The sequence below is a fragment of the Chryseobacterium caseinilyticum genome, assembly GCF_014837145.1.
Classification (GTDB): Bacteria; Bacteroidota; Bacteroidia; order Flavobacteriales; family Weeksellaceae; genus Chryseobacterium; species Chryseobacterium caseinilyticum.
In genome coordinates this window covers 878042-895897 of the sequence record NZ_JACYFS010000001.1, presented here as the reverse complement: position 1 = coordinate 895897, position 17856 = coordinate 878042, and the positions used below count along the sequence as shown (strand labels likewise).

Genomic DNA, 17856 nt, shown 5'->3' with positions numbered 1-17856 from the left:
CGGAGTTTGAGGAGAGATGGCAGAGTGGTCGATTGCGATAGTCTTGAAAACTATTGACTGTAACAGGTCCGGGGGTTCGAATCCCTCTCTCTCCGCAATTTGAGAAACTAAAATAAGCTAAAACGCTGTAAACAATATTGTTTGCAGCGTTTTTTGTTTTGCTTTAGATTCAAAAAAAATAAAAACAGGTCAAGATTTTTATGACCTCTTTACTGACCATTGCCGAAACTGTAAATAGGTCACGAAAATTCAGGGAAAATTTTGCAATTGACTAGCTTTTTTTAACTACATCAATAGTCGTTTTGGATAAATCCAACGTTTAAAGATGTGCCAACTTTGCATTAACAAACAACGTTAATAATGAAAAAAGAAACTAAAAATTGGACCGCTTCAAATATTCCTCAAAGAAATAGTGGTTTAGCTGTAATCACAGGTAGTACAGAAGGTGTTGGTTACGAAGATGCTTTGGCATTATCTTCTGCGGGTTGGAATGTGATTGTAATGGGACGAAACGCTCAAAAAGGAGCAGCTACCATTGCGCAAATCCTTCAAAATAATCCAAAAGCCAAAGTGAGTTTTGAGAAAATAGACCTTGCAGATCTATCTTCAATCAAATCGTTTGCTTCGAGAATGATCGAAAGAGGCGAAGCCATCAATCTGCTCATCAATAACGCTGGCGTTATGACACCACCCAACAGACTCGAAACTGCTGATGGTTTTGAGTTACAATTCGGTACAAATCATATTGGTCATTTTGCATTGACAGCACAATTGCTTCCTTTGCTTCGTAAAGCACAAGATGCTCGTGTGGTTACCGTATCAAGCATAGCTAATCGTAACGGGAAAATTAATTTTGATGACCTACAGTCAACATCTTCGTATGTTCCGGGGGAAGCATACAGCCAGGCAAAAATGGCGAACCTAGTGTTTGCCTTAGAATTGCAACGACGAAGTGAAAAGTACGGTTGGGGCATTACCAGCATTGCTTCACACCCAGGTGTTTCCCGAACCAATCTATTGATAAATGGTGCCGGAAAATGGAGTACTCCGGGAATTATGCGAAGATTTTTTCCGTTTTTATTTCAGCCACAGTCACAAGGCGCATTACCCACTTTATTTGCTGCCACCTCGCCGGAAGCTAAAGGCGGATTGTATTACGGACCAAACAAAATGAGTGAAACCCGTGGTTTTCCATCTATCGCAAAAATTCCTGAACAGGCAAATGATTTAGAAATTGCTCAAAGGTTATGGGAAGTATCGCAAAAGTTAGCAAAGGTTGAGTTTTAGTATTTGGACGAAATTTAAAAGAATTCAATAAATTAGTAACGTGATTTTTAAAAACAAAACGATGGTAAAAAGTATAATTTCTTTGGTATTATTGGCAGTGTCGGTTTTTTTGGCATTCAAACACGGCTGGGAAACATTTAATTACAAAAAAAATCCCGAAGCAATGAAAATGATGGGCGAATTGGGTATTACCGAAACAATGATTCCCATTTTCGGTGGTGTTACATTATTGGTCGGTGTATTGTTGCTTATCCCCAAAACATTTTTCCTGGGCAATGTGCTCAATGCTATTTCTATATTAATAATTATGGCATTGGCAATGAGGATTGGTAATTTCAAAATGGTATTGATGGAAATGCCGTTTTTAATGATGCCTTTGGTGTTGATTTGGTTGAAATATCCGTTTTTAAAAAATTAATCAAATCTGAATGATGGAAAAGCCAATCCGAATAAAAACCATTTCTGAGTTACACAAATTAATGGGCTTGCCTAAACCGCATCATCCATTGATTGAACTCATTGATTTATCCAAACAAAAAAAGGATACAGGAATTTTTGCTGTACTCTTTGATTTGTATGTAATTACTTTAAAAAGAGGTTGTGACAAACTGTTTTACGGACAGCAACAATATGACTTTGATGAGGGAGTGATGGCATTTTTATCACCTGGACAAATTTTGCGTGGAGAAACTGGTAACATTCCGGAAAATATAGATGGCTGGATGTTGTTTATCCATCCCGATTTTTTATGGAATACTTCTCTGGCTAAAAAAATAAAACAATACGATTTTTTTGGCTACATGACCAATGAAGCCTTGTTTTTATCTGATAAGGAAGAAAAAATGATAAATGGTATTGTTGAGAACATCAAAAACGAATATCAGACAAACATCGACAGGTTTAGTCAAGACATCATCATTTCACATTTAGAAACCTTGTTAAATTATTCGGAACGGTTTTACCAAAGGCAATTCATTACCCGCAAGAAAACCAACCATCAAATTCTCGACAGGTTGGAAGTATTACTTTCAGATTATTTCAATAGTGATGATTTGGTTTCAAAGGGATTGCCAACCGTTCAATATATTTCAGACCAATTAAATGTTTCGCCAACCTATCTGCGTAGTTTACTCAAAACATTGACGGGTTTGAATACGCAACAGCATATTCACGAAAAGCTGATTGAAAAAGCAAAGGAAAAGCTGTCAACAACGGATTTAACGGTAAGTGAAATTGCTTACGAATTAGGTTTTGAGCATATGCAGTCGTTCAGCAAATTGTTTAAAGAAAAAACCAGTCAAAGCCCGCTAGCGTTTAGAGCTGGTTTTAATTAATTTATATCATCCAATTTTTCTAAGCTAGACATTCCACGATACTGTTACAATAAACCGCAGTTGGGTTACAGACAGCAATGAACTTTGTTTTTCAAATATTTAGTTTTTTTGTAGTTTGTACAGCTCTATGTTTTATCGAATTGCAGATGCTTGAGATGTAAAAATTGATCATGATCTCCAGATTGATCTGTAAAGTGGCGTTGCGTACCTTACATTAATATTATTAAAATACTGTACGTTGATAATGGCACGCATATAGCATCTTAAAAGGTGTTAATACTTTATTTTCAGGTTCTGAAATAGAGTTTAGTAATGAACCTTATACTAAGAATTTGAAAAATAATTACAATAGAATAACTACAGCCAGACTGAGAGATTTAATAACGGCCTCGAATAACATAGAAGCATATTCTATTATTGATGCTGCGGAGACAGACTTTGTAGATTCTTTTCCCGAAAAAACATTTGAAAAACTAAAATCTTCAGCACTTTTGACAGCGAGCATTGCAAAGAAATTTGGCGGAAAAAATCTGGGTCTGAGACCCGGTACCAATCTGGCGCTGCTGACTATACTGAAAAATGTTGGCAGAGGAAATCTTGTTATGGGAAGGGTGCTGGAAGGTCATATTAACGCACAGATTTTAATTAATCAGTTTGGAAACAAAAAACAGAAGAAATTATTTGCGGAAGATGCTTTTAAAGGAAACCTTTTTGGTGTGTGGAATACGCAGGCTCAGGATGGTACTTTTTTAACGAGAGGTAAGAAAGACGGCTATTATCTCAATGGTTCGAAAACTTTTGCAACCGGTACAGATTATGTCACCCGACCGATCGTTACAGCGGCCAAAAAAGATGGATCATGGCAGATGTGTGTTGTTCAGTTAGATAAAATCAGTATAAAAAGTGATTCCAGCTGGTGGAATCCTATGGGAATGAAAGCCAGCAGAAGTTTTAAAGTGACATTTGACGATTCACCAATTCCACAAATAAGCCTTTTAGGATCTGCAGGATCTTACTATCAACAACCAGGTTTCAGTGGTGGTGCGATACGTTTTGCAGCAGTGCAGCTGGGTGCAGCAGAACAACTTCTAGACGAAACGAAAAAATATCTTAAAAGTCTAAACAGAATTGATGATCCTTTTCAGAAAATGCGTTTGGCACAAATGGCGATTGCCGTAGAATCCGGAAATCAATGGTTAATCGCTTCTGCTCTTAAACTTGATCGGTTTATGGAAAATCCATCAGTTTCTGAAGGGGAAAATTTCATCATGTATGCCAATATGATGCGTACCGCAATCGAACAGATTTGTACGGAGGTGATTAATCTCTGCCAAAAATGTATTGGCGCACGTGGTCTCAATAAACCTTATCACTTTGAGCGGATCATACGTGATCTGAGTACTTATCTTCGTCAGCCGGCACCGGATGCGGTATTGGCAGATGTTGGCAGATATGTTTTGCAATCAGACATTAGTGCAGGAGAGATCTGGAATTTAAATTTAAACAAATAGAAAATGAATCAAAACAATAATGATAATATACCATTGGCGCCGGAACAGTGTGTCACAGGATTCGGAACAACGCTGATAGTCGCTCCGCATGCAGATGATGAAAGTTTAGGTTGTGGTGGAGTAATTTCACTGCTCCGCAAATTTGGACAAAATGTATATATTCTACTGCTCAGCGACGGTACTTTGTCGCATCCCAACAGCAAAGAATATCCGGCCGAAAAACTGAGGGATTTACGGGAAAAGGAATTGCTTGATGCAGCTGAAATTCTCGGTGTGCCGGCTGCAAATATTGTTTTCTGCAGGTATAAAGACAGAAATGTGCCATCAGTTCATCAGGAAGGATTTGAAAATGCCGTAAAAAGTATTTCAAAAATGATGGGAATGATTCAGCCTCAAAGTATTTTCGTTCCATGGAGAAGAGATCCGCATCCTGATCATCAGGCCGCTTTTCAGTTGATTAATGCTTCTGAGACTTCAAACGCAAAAATATATGAATATCCAATTTGGCTAAAAGAATTGGGTAACGAAGGAGATGAACCATCTCAAAACGAATCGATGCCATTTCGTTTAAATATCAACAGCGTACTTGCTCAGAAACAGGAAGCTATTTCAAAACACCGTTCGCAGATTGACGGTTTGATCACCGATGATCCCGAAGGATTTCAGCTTTCTCAGGAAATGCTCAGTCAGTTTAATGTTCCCTACGAAACTTTTTTTATATCAAAGTAATGAATGAAAAACAATCTTTAGATTCAGAATACTTCAAGAAAGTCTATGACGCCAATGAAGATCCATGGAACTTTGAAAAAAGCGAGTACGAAGCCAAAAAATACGCAGCTACGATCGCAGCACTTCCCCAAAAACATTATGAAAATGTATTGGAAATTGGTTGCTCTATCGGAGTGCTGACACAATTACTTGCTGAAAAAAGCACTAGGTTATTGGCAACAGATGTTTCGGAGAAAGCTCTGGATATGGCTGAAAAACGATGTGAAAATTTAAAAAATGTAACATTTGAAAAAATGAGTTTCCCGCAGGAACTTCCTGAAGACCAATATGATTTGATCATGATTTCAGAGGTTGCATATTATCTGTCTCCGGAAGACTGGCAGTCAGCAACCGGAATTTTGTATGACAAATTGAAATCAGGAGGAAATATTGTGCTGGTACACTGGTTACCTGAAGTACACGATTATCCTCAAACCGGTGATGAGGTTCATGATACTTTTAAACATTTGATGAATGACAGAATGCAAAATGTTTTTTCTGACCGCGCTAAAACTTACAGGATTGACGTCTGGGCAAGATCATAACCTGAAAATTCCTGCAACTTACTTTGTAAATCTTTGATGGCGTTATCAATATGTACAGGTGGAAATCTTTTTTTGCCTGTATTTTTTTTTAGCTGCATCACTTTTTTATACCATTCACCAAAATGATTTGCCTGTAGAAAAGATCTGTAAATTTCGTCATTTACAATTATTTCCGGAGCAATCTCTTTCATTGACCTTTTAAAATCTGACTCTGTCAGGCTTTTCAATTGCCATAAAGTCATGAGGTTTCTTTTTTGGGTTAGTCTGCTGATAATGGAAGTACTTGATTCAACAAAATAATCTTCTACATGGTTTCCTAAATTTTTCCAGACATTCAACTGATACGAGAGACCGATCTCTGTACGGCCTACACATCTCGCAGAGGTATTTACTTTAACTTTGTAGCTGTGACGAACTCTCGCATCCACACTTTCCAGTCTTTCAAAAAAAGCACAATCTTCAAGATAACTGACTTCGGGAACTCCTCCTGATCTGGCATAGCAATCTGTTGTAATAGCAAAACTTCCGTTAAAATGCTGATGATGTCTTGGATTGGGATCAAAACTGTGATTCATTATCTTTCCTTCAAGTTCGGCAATCAGAAGATGGTATTTTTCGTCTCTGAAATGGTGTAAAAGTGTAAATTCATCGAGGCCTGAAAGTTCCTCATCAGACAATAAGATTCTGCCTCCAACAGCTTCAGCTCCACTCTCAATTTCGTTATACGTTTGTGCAATCCAGTCCGGAGCAACCATTGTGTCGCCGTCTGTTGTCATAATGATACCGCCACCATTTTTAGAAAGTCTTGAAAATGCAGATTCCATTAATTTCCTTCTTATGAAACCGATATTTGCCTGTGCTGGCAAAAGTTTCACTTCTTCAAGATAAATATTAAGATGAGGATGTTTTCTTTGAAACTGTTGAATATAAGCTACCGATTTATCTGTACAGTTATTGGCTAAAACCAGAATTTCAAATTGTTCTGAATTTAAAGGTTCTCCAAAAATATCTACCTGATCAGCAAATGAAGCAAGTGTTTTTAAAATATATTTCTCTTCATCTTTCACCGGAATTACAATGCTCGACTTTACATCAGGTAAAATATCGATTCCTGAAAAAAATGATTCGTCAGACTGCTTTATAGGATTTTTCATATAGTATTTTATGGTTATCAGGTATTTAACCTCGTTTAAGACTGAATTTTTAAAAGAGAATATTTTTTACTTTTATTATAATTGAAAAAATTATCCGTAAGTTTCCTGAAAAGTTGAATTTCAGTAAGATATTTGCAATTCCAATACCAATAGCTATCAAAAAAGTGAGAAGGTGAAAGTTTTGAAAATATTTGAATAAAATGTTGGAGTTTTAAATGATTAAATTGAAAAAATTATGATAAATATAAAGAGTAAACGCGAAAAAATGAATGCTGTCTTTACGAAACATCATCTGAAAGGTTTGCCTTTTGATGCAGTCATTCATCACTTCAGCGAGAAAGATCAACATGAGCATATTCATGATCATCCTTTCAGTTTCACGTCACACATTTTGAAGGGAAGTTATGTTGAAAGAATTTATATGATACACGAAGACGGAACTTACACTTCAGAGATTCAGCACAGAAAAGAAGGTACATCGCATTTTGTTCCTGCAAACACAATACATGAGATCATTGAACTTCCCGAAGGAGAATGTTTTACGTTGATAAGACCCTACGAAAATGAAAAAGAAACTTATTTCTATCGTTTCGAGGATGGAAAAGTTTTTGTAAGACGTTGGAATCAACGCAAATTCAGAGAGTATACAGGTGAAATATAATTTAAAATTAAATCTTTAGTGCTATCCGAAAATATGGAACATAATTCAGTAGAATTTTCCCCCGAAAATTATATCGGGTTGACCCATCATTTTTTGTAGATGGATCATTTAAAAGATGAAATTCAAATTTTTATCTATCTGAAAATAAGTTTTCCTGTAATTTTATAAACTGCCTTTCCAAGCTTTTTAGCATCTGATTAAAGGTTCAAGACGTAAGACAATTATTATTGAAGCAGGCTGATGCTGTAAAAACTTAAAGCTTGATTTCTCCACATCAGGCTCTGCTATTTTTAAAGCATCACCGGAAATTTTTAAATGTATAATGCATCTCTAATTTTTTTAGTGGAGTTAATATTTTAAAGCGACTAAATTTATATTAATTATCTAAATTAATATCTCTCTCTAAAGATTTATAAAAAACTTTATAAAATAAACACTTTTACTTCGTTTTTAATTAATTAAAAACGAAGTAATTAACATTAAAAATGAATTTCCTTGTGATTACGATCATATCCGTATTTTACTTTAGGTCTTTAAATTGTTAATACATTATCAAATCAAATATATTTATGAAATATTTACTATGTTTTAGTCATTTATCATGGAACTTTGTGTACCAAAGGCCACAACACCTTTTAACAAGATTCTCAAAATATTATAAAGTTTTTTATTTTGAAGAACCAAAAATCGGAGACTCAGACCGATATACCGTCAATATGCAGGATGGAGTCTACATTGTAGAGCTGATAATTTCAGGGTTTGACGATTTTACCAGCCGTAGAACACAAAACCTGATTCTACTGGTAATGAAAGAGTATGATATAAAAGAATACATCAGCTGGTATTATACACCTATGGCATTGCAGTTTACCGACGAGCTCACACCTGAAAGGATTGTTTATGATTCAATGGACGAACTTTCTGCCTTCAAATTTGCCCCTCCACAGCTGATATCAATGGAGCAGGAACTTTTTGATAAAGCTGATGTGGTTTTTACCGGCGGTCATTCACTTTATCAGGCAAAGAAGAACAGACATCACAACATTCATGCAATGCCAAGCAGTATTGATAAAGAACACTTTGGAAAAGCAAGAATTAATCAGGATGAACCTGAAGATCAAAAAGAAATTGGCTTCCCGAGATTAGGTTTCTTTGGAGTTGTAGATGAACGGTTTGACATAGAATTGTTGCGAAATGTATCTGCGAGCCGTCCGGATTGGCATTTTGTCATTATTGGCCCCGTCGTAAAGATCAATCCTGATGATCTGCCACGTGCAGAAAATATTCATTATTTGGGATCAAAAAACTATTCAGAACTTCCGGCTTACATTAGCCATTGGGATATTGCCCTGATTTTATTTGCCCTGAACGAATCTACAGAATTCATCAGCCCGACAAAAACTCCCGAATATCTTGCTGCAGGAAAGCCTGTGATTTCCACAGCAATCAAAGATGTTGTGAATCCGTACGGAAACGCGGCATTGGTAAAGATTGTAGATGATGCAGAATCATTTATTTCCACTGCAGAAAAGATCATGACAGATCCAGACAGAGATCATTGGCTTCGTACAGTAGACCATTTCCTTGAAGATGAATCCTGGGATCATACTTTTGAAAAAATGAATGCACTAATCAATACAGTCGAAATAACAAATAAACAAAAACAGATCAACCATGTATGATTTTTTAATAGTAGGATGCGGTTTTGCCGGTGCAGTGTTGGCGGAACGTCTCGCAGAGGAAGGAAAAAAGATCTTAATTGTTGACAAGCGTAATCACATCGCCGGAAATGCTTATGACTATTACAATGAAGAAGGAATTCTGATTCATAAATACGGACCCCATATTTTTCATACCAATTCCGAAGACGTATTTAAATATTTAGGGAAATTTACAGAATGGAGACCCTATGAACACCGAGTTTTGGGCAGTGTGGATGGCCTGCTGGTACCGATTCCAATTAATCTGACCACAATCAACGAATTGTACGGTAAAGATCTTACTTCAGATGAAGTAACAGATTTTCTTGCTTCAAAAGCAGAAAAACGAAATCCCATTCTTACCTCTGAAGATGTAGTGCTGAATGTTGTAGGAAAAGAACTTTATGAAAAATTCTTTAAAGGTTATACCAAAAAACAGTGGGATCTTGATCCTTCTGAGCTTGATGCATCGGTGACAGCCCGCGTGCCGACAAGAACGAATAAAGATGACAGATATTTTACAGACAGTTTTCAGGCAATGCCCAAAAATGGTTATACTGAAATGTTTAAAAAAATGCTGTCTCACAAAAACATCAGTATCATGCTTCAGACAGATTATCAGGATATTCTGGATGTAATTCCATTTAAAAAGCTGATTTACACGGGGCCTATTGACAGTTATTTTGATTACTGCTACGGAAAGCTGCCATACCGTTCTATTGATTTCAAATTTGAAACTTTAAATCAGGCAAATTATCAAGCAACAGGAACTGTCAATTTTCCGACCTCAAATCTTTACACCCGGATTACGGAATTTAAATTTTTAACAGGACAGAAAAACGATAAAACAACCATCGTTTACGAATATCCTACCGCAGAAGGTGATCCTTATTACCCGATCCCGCGAAAACAGAATCAGGAAATTTACAATCAGTATAAAAAACTTGCGGAAGACCATCCAAATGTACTTTTTACAGGACGTTTAGGAACTTACAAGTATTACAATATGGATCAGGTTGTAGCACAGTCCCTTGCTCTTTTCAGGAAAATAAAAAATAAGGAAGAATATGTTCAATAATGATTTTCCTGCTTTTAATGTAAATCCGTTCAACAGTTTTCTGATGGGCGGATTTGAATGTGCAGACCATCAGAATACTTTTGGAGAAAGAGTAGATCTGTATCAAACTTCCGGTCACGAAATTTATCTGGAAGAAGATTATGATCATTTACGTCAGCTCGACATTAAAACCGTCCGTGAAGGAATCCGCTGGAGTGTTGTAGAAACCAAGCCATATCAGTACGACTGGTCTGAAGTGGAAAGGTTGATTGAAATTTCGCAAAATAAAAATATTCAAATCATTTGGGACATCTGTCATTTTGGTTATCCTGACGATCTTACGCCACTTCATCCTATGTTTGCACGAAGATTCAGTAGTCTGTGCCAGGCATTTATCCTCAAATACCGAAGTTTGGTTCCTGAAGGAAATTTGATTGTAACTCCGATTAACGAGGTGAGTTTTATTTCATGGCTTGGTGGTGACGTGAAAGGAACTTCGCCGTACTGCGTTGGCCACGGCTGGGAAGTGAAATATGCTCTGATGAAAGCATATATAGAAGGCATCGAAATGATGAAAGCTGTAGATACTTCTGTCAGAATCATGGTAACGGAACCTTTGATCAGTATTGTTTCCAATAATCAGGCTGATGCATTTTCTATTTTATCCGCTGAAGAGAAGCATTTTGAACAGTTTCAGGTACACGATATTTTGTCAGGAAGAATCTGCCCTGAACTGGGAGGTAAACCCGAATATCTGGATATCATTGGAGTCAATTTTTATTACAATAACCAATGGATCAATGAAACCCATGAATTTTTGCCTTGGGCAGAAGTTCCGCCACATCCACAATACCGTCCGCTTCACGAATTGCTTGAATCTGTCTTTCTGAGGTATGGAAGACCCTTTGTGATTTCAGAAACAAGCCATCCCGGCGAAGACCGTGCAAAGTGGATCCGCTCAATTACTGCAGAATGTCTGTCTGTTTTGAAGGCTGGGCTCCCGCTTTTGGGCTGCTGTTTCTATCCGGTGGTTGACCGGCCAGACTGGGATGATCTCAGCGACTGGCATCACAGCGGTATATGGGATATATTTGATACAGTAACTTTAAAAAGAGTGCCGGATTCAGAAAGCGTTGCGGAACTTAAAGAATTTAAGAGAAAATTAAATTCTATTCTGGTTGCAAACTGATAAAGCACAACTGGTTTTATTATATATCTGCAGTTGACAGAAGAGTACGCGTCCAAGAAAAGTTTTAAATTTAGAAGAATTATAACATTTAATTAAAAAAAAAGAAGCAAGGTCAACTACTTAAATAATATTTATGAAAAATGAAAATTCAGGAAATTTAAAAAATCTCGCAGGATTTTAAGATTACAATCTGATGAAATGCTAACTACTAATCAAGGTTTGAAAATCAATAACGATCAGTTCACTGATGGCTTGCAAACGGGGTTTATCTGTGCCTCAAAATTTTATCCTGAGACAAAAAAAATTCCCATTTTTACCATGAAAGATTCTGTGAAAGAGTTGTGCATGCCATAGGATTGGTAACGCATAGTTTCTTTAAATCAAGTAGATGTCTTTCAGAATGAATCTTTAAATAGTTTTTGTGCGAAGTTCCTGTAAATTTAAGAAAATTTGCTCTAAGCGAATTACAATAACGTGTAAACCTTTTCTTTGATTTGATACCTATTCCTTCGTTTTTAACACTTACTCTAAGTTTATTATTTATTTTTTCAAATGAAATGAAAATGGCAGTTCCAGTTAAAGAGAATTTTACTGCATTATCCACCAGATTGTTGTTAATCTCTAACAATTTCATTCTATCCGCATTAACATTGCCTGATTCTTGTGTTGTTAATATGAGATAATGGGCAGAATACTGATTTTTATAGTCTGTTTTGATTTCCTCTATCAGTTTAAAAAGGTCAAAATCAATTTATATTAAACTATTTAATTACGATATCAGGTGCTGACTTGATATAATTTCAGCAATTTTCTATTTATTACTGGATCATATTGTATCTTTATTTCACACTAAATAAAATTAACCGATGATTGTGAGATATCTGATATTATTGATATTTTTCTCTGATCTGTATTCCGCGCAGGTTCAGAAATTACCTGAAACCGTATTAGAGAACAGTAGCGAGCAAACAATTATCCGTACCCTCAAGCAGAAGCTCAATTCCAAATACATAGCAGATTCAGCAAGAATAAATATTTTTAGAAAAATCTGTCGTGAGTATATAGATACCGATAATGACGAACTGAAAAAATATGCAACAGCTATGCTGCGGCTTTCAGAAAAAACAAGTGATCAGTCGGGCATTGCTGATGCATTGAATTTTCTTGGTATTGTAGAGGATATTGATGCACATTACAGTTCGGCTTTAAAGTATTATAATAAAGCGCTTCCACTTGCAAAATCTTCCAAGAGATCGAAATTAGTAGCAAGCATTTCAAATAATATTGGCTTATTACAATGGAAGGCAGGGGATTATAGAGATGCGTTGTCCACATTTTTCTCAGCCTTAAAATATGCAGAAGCTACTGGGTCAGTTAAAATTCAGGGAAATATCTGCAGTAATATTGGCCTTGTTTATCAGGAAATTAACCAGCGCAATGAAGCTTTAAACTGGCAAAAAAAAGCGCTTGTACTGAGAAAAAAAGATAATAATAATTATAGTCTTGCAAGTAATTTCAATAATTTAGCAAATGCCTATTCCATTTTAGGTAAACATGATTCTGCTTTACTATATCAGCAAAAGGCCATAAGTCTTCAAACAAAAATCAATGATCAATACGGTTTGGGAATTAGTTATCTTAATTCCGGTGCCGAATATAAGAAACTGAAGAATTACCGTAAAGCGCTCTGGTATTATGAAAAAAGCAAAGCCATCAGAGAACAGGAGCAGGACAGCTTAGGATTAAGTTACACTTACCTAAACATAGCAGAATGTTACAAGGATATGGGAAATCTAAATCAGGCTATACCTTTGGCTGAAAAAGCACTGATGGTTTCAAAAAATATAAAGTCTGATGACAGAATAGCAGAAAGCAGCAAAAGTCTGGCGGAGATTTACAGACTGTCCGGCAATCTTAGCAAAGCAATAATTTTACAGCAGCAATATACAGCTTATCAGGAAAAGATTTTCAATACTGAGATGATCGATAAAGCAGCATTTCTAAATGTAAAATATGAAACTGAAAAGAAAGAAAAAGAACTCAACCTTTCCAAACTCAAAATTTCACAGGAAGTTCTTTCTTCCAGGCAAAAGAATATCTGGCTGATTGTTCTGGCAGGTTTGGTGATCGTCGGAATGCTTATATTCAGGAACTTAAATATAAAATCGCGACTCAGGCAAAAACAGCTGGCATTGGAAAATGATTTGCTTCAGGAACAGAATATCTCAAAAGCACAACAGCAAAGGCTCGAAATATCCCGGGATCTTCACGACAGCGTTGGTTCACAGCTGACATTGATGAGTTCTACGCTGGACAGCTTGATAAATATCTCAGAGACAGATTCTTCAAGGTATAAGGAAAAAATTTCTTCCCTCTCGACATTTGTGGATCTTTCGATATCGGAATTAAGAAATACATTATGGATATTGAACGCGAACGAAGTTTTTCTGGAAGATCTACACCTTAAAATTCTGAATTTTATCAATAATGCTTCTGAGGCTAAAGAGGATGTTAAATTTAATTATAAGTTTGTTATTCATGAAAATGTAAAACTCGACTCTAAAGTTGCAGCGAATATTTTCAGAATTCTGCAGGAAATCATCAACAATTCTTTGAAACACAGTGAAGCCGGATTGATCGATATTCAAATTAATCAGAATCTGAATGACTTAAAAATGATAATTTCTGATAATGGAAAAGGGTTTGATTTTGAAAGGGAAAAAGACAGTTCATTCGGACTTTCCAATATTCACAAAAGAATTGATGAACTTTCCGGAACACTCAAGTTGGAAACTTCGCCCGGAAAAGGCACAAGATACACCATTGTAACACCATTGAAATGACAAAAATCGCCATTGTAGAAGATAATAAAGTCGCTTTGAAATCTTTAAAAGAGAAACTTTCACTTTATCCCGATATTTCCATAGTTATCACCGCAGAAAACGGAAAGTCAGGCATTGAAAAAATCGAACAGAATAGTGATATAGATTTAATCTTTATGGATATTGAAATGCCTGTAATGAATGGTATCGACGCAACTTTTGTGATGAAGCAAAAATATCCTGAAATTAAAATTGTCGTGATTACGGTGTATGACGATGATGATCATATTTTCAGGGCAATTCAGGCCGGTGCGGACAGTTATATTTTAAAGGATACAAAAGCAGAAAAAATTCACGAAACCATCATCGATACAATGGCTGGCGGTGCGGTAATGTCTCCTTCGATTGCCGTTAAAACGTTAAAATTGCTTCGAAAAAGTAGTGATGCTGTGCAGCCTCAAAGCGAAATGACAGAAAATCTGCTTTCGGCTAGAGAAAGTGAAATTCTGGAGCTTTTGAGCAAAGGTTTGACGAATAAAGTGATTTCAGAGCAGCTTTTTATCTCGCCTTTTACGGTGAAAAGACATATCGAAAATATTTACCAGAAACTTCAGGCACACAACCGAACCGAATTGCTTCAGAAAGCACGTGATCGAAATCTTTTTTAAATATTTTACCTAAATTTTTAGTTTAAATCTAAATTCCAACAGCACTTTCAATATTTCATTCTGAAATAAAAATGGGCTGAACAGCCCATTGTGAAAAAATGTGTTCCAAAATATCTTTGTATAGGTTCATGAGAGAACGGAGAGTAATCTATATTGATGAATTTTCCTATCTCATGATCTTAGAAAATCAGATATCATGAGAACTCAAATTAAACTATTCTTTTTAGGCTTTTTCTTATCTGTAATCAGTCTTTCGGGTCAGCAATTACTTTCTCCTGAGGCTGTCAATGCCGCAAGACAGAACAATTTTCAACCGGCCTTGACAGAACTAACCACAGCCATTGATAAAAATCCTAAAAACGAAGCTGCTCTTACCCAGCGCGCCAATGTTTTAATCAGGCTCAAAAAATTTGACGAAGCATTGATCGATGCTGAAAAAGCGTTTAAAATTAATCCACAAAATCCAGATGCAAGTTTTTTAGCAGCCACATCGTTAATCTCACAGGAGAAAAATAATCAAGCTTTGCAATACCTTGATGCTGCATTGAAAATAAAACCGGATTTTTATCAGGCCTTACAGTTCAGAGGAAAACTTCATGCTAAAATGAATTCTGCCGACCTGGCCATTCCTGACCTTAATAAAGCCATTTCTCAAAATCCGAAAGATCTAGAAGCTTATCTGTACCGCGGAAGAATGCATACCAGAAAAATAAAATTTGTAGATGCGATGAACGATTTTCTATTCATCATCAACAACGCACCTGCAGATTCTCCATTAAAAGATTTAGCCAAAACAGATTTCGACAAAGCTCATGCGGAATATGAAGAATATGAAAAAGCAGGTGGCGCATTTTTCAGACTTTCTCAATAAAAGGAACATAAGTATTTTCATTAAAAAAAAACTAACTGTCATGAAATCATCCAGAATAATATTTGCCGAAATCTTCCTGTCTAAACGATTATCATTTTTAAAGTTTTTTTTGCTGTTTGTGTTTAAATTTTTCAGCTTTGGAACGTTTAGTTCTCAACAAAAAGATCCTGATTATATTAAACTTACGAAAATCAGTTATACAACCGTCGACATCAATGAAGCCTATCGACTGCTGACTGTTCTTGAAAAAAAATATCCGGAAAATGGCTATATTTTGGCGGAACGCGGAGGCTGGCAGATGTATGGAGATAACGACGTCAATGCTGCACTGATAACACTTTCCAAGGCCATCAAATTATTACCGAATGATGATAACATTCTTACACTTCGTGGAGTTGCATTTTACAGAAAAGGTTTAGTGGAAAAAGCGCTTGAAGATCAGAAAGCCGCTTTAATGATCAATCCCGAACCCATCCAATTCTATATCAAGCTCGGCGGTTATCATTATGCTTTGGGAGATTATGATTCTGCATTATCGGTGTTTTTAAAAGGAGTCGAAAAACATCCTTCTCAGGCAGAAATGTACAAAGAAGCTTTTGCAGCTTATGCAAAACTCAACAATGTTAACGGGGCGAAAGACCTTTTCAACAGAGGCATCCTTGTGAAAAATCTAGACGCTGGTTTTCTTCGATGTTATTTCGGGAATTTCTATATGAGACTGCAGATGTACAAAGAAGCCTCAGAGCAATATCAATTGGCTTACGACGTTCCGGAACCGCACATGTATGCTGATGATTACAACAGTGCCGCAATTTCATTTATGAAGATTGGCAATTTAAATAAGGCGCTTTCATTGATCAGTATTGCATGCGATAAAGATCCATCAAAACCGGAATATTTTACCAACAAAGCAGATATCGCAATGAATTTAAAGGATTATGAAACGGTAATTGCTTCTGCGACTAAGGCGATTGCTGCGGATGAAAATAATGCTCTTGCACACATGTACATGGCAATTGGCTACAAATGGGGCCGCAACGACTCTGCAAAAGCAGAGTGGTATGAGAACAAAGCTAATGCATTGGACGCCGCATCTAAAAAATAGAAATGATGAAAAAAAAATCTGTTTTCCTTTTCCTGCTTATTCTAATCAGCAACTTTGCGCATTCACAGATACAAACGAGCGTGTCACTTGACCGTTGGAAAAACAAGAGAGGTACGTTCGTTTTATGGTACGGAACAGACAGAAAAGCAAATGAATATGCGGCCTTTACCGTGAAGTTTGACGATTCTTATGAAGAATTTCAGGTGGCTCAGGAGTTGAAAAAGAAAGCGTATAAGTCATCAAAATACATCACCTACGAATTTCTTGAAAACTACGACTGCAACCAGACATACGGTTATCTTGCAAGATCCCTGAACATGAGTCTTCGGGATGTGAAAGATCTGAGAAACGGAAATTGTGCAGACGTCAATTACAGTTTTGTAAAGAGCGCTGAAGATGGTCCTGTTTTCACGCCGGAGAATAAATCTAAAATGTCTCCGTATGTAGAACAGGAAGAGAAATTACTCACCGCACAAGGTTGGAAGAAAATTTATGAAGACTATCAAACTGCGGCATGCGCTGCTGAAATAAGATTTTTGCCCGGACATTCCTACACAGCAATAGGAGCGGTGACTTCTAGTAAATCAGGGATATTTCCGATGTTGGCAGCTTATAACGGTGATAATCGGTTGGGTGGCATCAGAAAAAATATTGAAAATAATTTGGCAACTCTTGGGGTTTATGATTTAAAAGAAGATCTGTCTGTACAGAAAGGTACCTATCTTATTGATGCTTCGGGAGAACCGATTTCAGGTGCCTGCCTCGTCGTTTTTGAGAGACCTTTTGATTTTAAAAGAAGTTTTTACAATCTTCTGGAAGCGAGGCATACCGGTTTTAAAGATTACAAAGGCATGAAAGGAAATATGACAGAAAATAATGAACAGATTTTTTACAGCAACGATGCTTTGGGCTATCAGGAAGCTAAAATTCTGGAATCAAATGCCAATCATGAATATATTATTGTTCTCGATTTTAACAATCCGAAAACACTTGTTTTTTTAGACAATCTTGATTTGGTGATGAAAGAACTTCCGGCACTCGGTTTTACAGGCAAAAATTACAAAAATGATGCGGGTGGCGACGTATCGGAATTTATAAAAAATGGTGAAAATGTAATGATGCTCGCAAGCTATCCAGCCAAAAACACAGCTTACTTCTATATTTTTAAAAAGAAATAAAATCAG

The 17856-nt window shown here is 36.4% G+C and carries 17 protein-coding genes and 1 tRNA gene; 16 read left to right on the top strand and 2 right to left on the bottom strand.

All coding sequences use genetic code 11. The features are described 5' to 3' along the window. Positions 1-10: 10 nt before the first annotated feature. The 7 genes from IC610_RS04350 (at position 11) to IC610_RS04320 (ending at position 5445) form a co-directional block, all read left to right on the top strand. Positions 11-95, top strand: a tRNA-Ser gene (locus IC610_RS04350). Between the two features lie 265 nt (positions 96-360). Continuing rightward, positions 361-1287 (top strand): SDR family oxidoreductase, encoded by a 927-nt coding sequence (locus IC610_RS04345; RefSeq protein WP_191735401.1) that lies wholly within the window; start codon positions 361-363, stop codon positions 1285-1287. 61 nt (positions 1288-1348) lie between these two features. Beyond that, positions 1349-1705, top strand: coding sequence for a hypothetical protein (locus tag IC610_RS04340; RefSeq protein ID WP_191735400.1), 357 nt, complete (start codon positions 1349-1351; stop codon positions 1703-1705). 13 nt (positions 1706-1718) lie between these two features. Next, on the top strand, positions 1719-2621 hold the full coding sequence (locus IC610_RS04335) for a helix-turn-helix domain-containing protein (protein ID WP_191735399.1): 903 nt from the start codon (positions 1719-1721) through the stop codon (positions 2619-2621). 332 nt (positions 2622-2953) lie between these two features. Then, complete coding sequence (locus IC610_RS04330; protein ID WP_191735398.1) at positions 2954-4132, top strand: acyl-CoA dehydrogenase family protein; 1179 nt, start codon at positions 2954-2956, stop codon at positions 4130-4132. 3 nt (positions 4133-4135) lie between these two features. Continuing rightward, positions 4136-4861 (top strand): PIG-L deacetylase family protein, encoded by a 726-nt coding sequence (locus IC610_RS04325; protein ID WP_191735397.1) that lies wholly within the window; start codon positions 4136-4138, stop codon positions 4859-4861. Next, positions 4861-5445, top strand: coding sequence for a class I SAM-dependent DNA methyltransferase (locus tag IC610_RS04320; protein WP_191735396.1), 585 nt, complete (start codon positions 4861-4863; stop codon positions 5443-5445). Before IC610_RS04325 ends, IC610_RS04320 begins: the two co-directional genes overlap by 1 nt. Here IC610_RS04320 and IC610_RS04315 read toward each other — a convergent pair. Continuing rightward, the gene (locus IC610_RS04315; protein WP_191735395.1) at positions 5415-6599 is read right to left on the bottom strand and encodes a glycosyltransferase; all 1185 of its coding nucleotides are present in this window, start codon (positions 6597-6599) and stop codon (positions 5415-5417) included. The two genes, IC610_RS04320 and IC610_RS04315, sit on opposite strands and share 31 nt — an antisense overlap. Before the next feature lie 235 nt (positions 6600-6834). Between IC610_RS04315 and IC610_RS04310 the strand changes: the two genes are divergently transcribed. From IC610_RS04310 to IC610_RS04295, 4 genes are all read left to right on the top strand, one after another. Continuing rightward, complete coding sequence (locus tag IC610_RS04310) at positions 6835-7260, top strand: hypothetical protein (RefSeq protein WP_191735394.1); 426 nt, start codon at positions 6835-6837, stop codon at positions 7258-7260. Between the two features lie 569 nt (positions 7261-7829). Then, on the top strand, positions 7830-8942 hold the full coding sequence (locus IC610_RS04305; RefSeq protein ID WP_191735393.1) for a glycosyltransferase family 1 protein: 1113 nt from the start codon (positions 7830-7832) through the stop codon (positions 8940-8942). Further along, positions 8935-10038 (top strand): UDP-galactopyranose mutase, encoded by a 1104-nt coding sequence (gene glf / locus IC610_RS04300; protein ID WP_191735392.1) that lies wholly within the window; start codon positions 8935-8937, stop codon positions 10036-10038. The genes IC610_RS04305 and glf overlap by 8 nt, the downstream gene beginning before the upstream one ends. After that, positions 10028-11206, top strand: a complete 1179-nt coding sequence (locus tag IC610_RS04295; RefSeq protein WP_228462848.1) for a hypothetical protein — start codon at positions 10028-10030, stop codon at positions 11204-11206. The genes glf and IC610_RS04295 overlap by 11 nt, the downstream gene beginning before the upstream one ends. Positions 11207-11519: 313 nt before the next feature. Here the strand turns inward: IC610_RS04295 and IC610_RS20220 are convergent, their stop codons facing one another. After that, on the bottom strand, positions 11520-11840 hold the full coding sequence (locus tag IC610_RS20220) for an ATP-binding protein (protein ID WP_191735391.1): 321 nt from the start codon (positions 11838-11840) through the stop codon (positions 11520-11522). 232 nt (positions 11841-12072) lie between these two features. Between IC610_RS20220 and IC610_RS04285 the strand changes: the two genes are divergently transcribed. The 5 genes from IC610_RS04285 to IC610_RS04265 all read left to right on the top strand — a co-directional run bounded on the left by IC610_RS04285 (position 12073) and on the right by IC610_RS04265 (position 17850). Continuing rightward, positions 12073-14049, top strand: a complete 1977-nt coding sequence (locus IC610_RS04285) for a tetratricopeptide repeat-containing sensor histidine kinase (protein ID WP_191735390.1) — start codon at positions 12073-12075, stop codon at positions 14047-14049. Further along, on the top strand, positions 14046-14696 hold the full coding sequence (locus tag IC610_RS04280; RefSeq protein WP_191735389.1) for a response regulator: 651 nt from the start codon (positions 14046-14048) through the stop codon (positions 14694-14696). Before IC610_RS04285 ends, IC610_RS04280 begins: the two co-directional genes overlap by 4 nt. A 196-nt stretch (positions 14697-14892) precedes the next feature. Further along, the gene (locus tag IC610_RS04275) at positions 14893-15567 is read left to right on the top strand and encodes a tetratricopeptide repeat protein (protein ID WP_191735388.1); all 675 of its coding nucleotides are present in this window, start codon (positions 14893-14895) and stop codon (positions 15565-15567) included. Positions 15568-15607: 40 nt separating this feature from the next. Further along, the gene (locus tag IC610_RS04270; protein ID WP_191735387.1) at positions 15608-16672 is read left to right on the top strand and encodes a tetratricopeptide repeat protein; all 1065 of its coding nucleotides are present in this window, start codon (positions 15608-15610) and stop codon (positions 16670-16672) included. Between the two features lie 2 nt (positions 16673-16674). Further along, positions 16675-17850 (top strand): hypothetical protein, encoded by a 1176-nt coding sequence (locus tag IC610_RS04265; RefSeq protein ID WP_191735386.1) that lies wholly within the window; start codon positions 16675-16677, stop codon positions 17848-17850. The last annotated feature ends 6 nt before the right edge of the window (positions 17851-17856 follow it).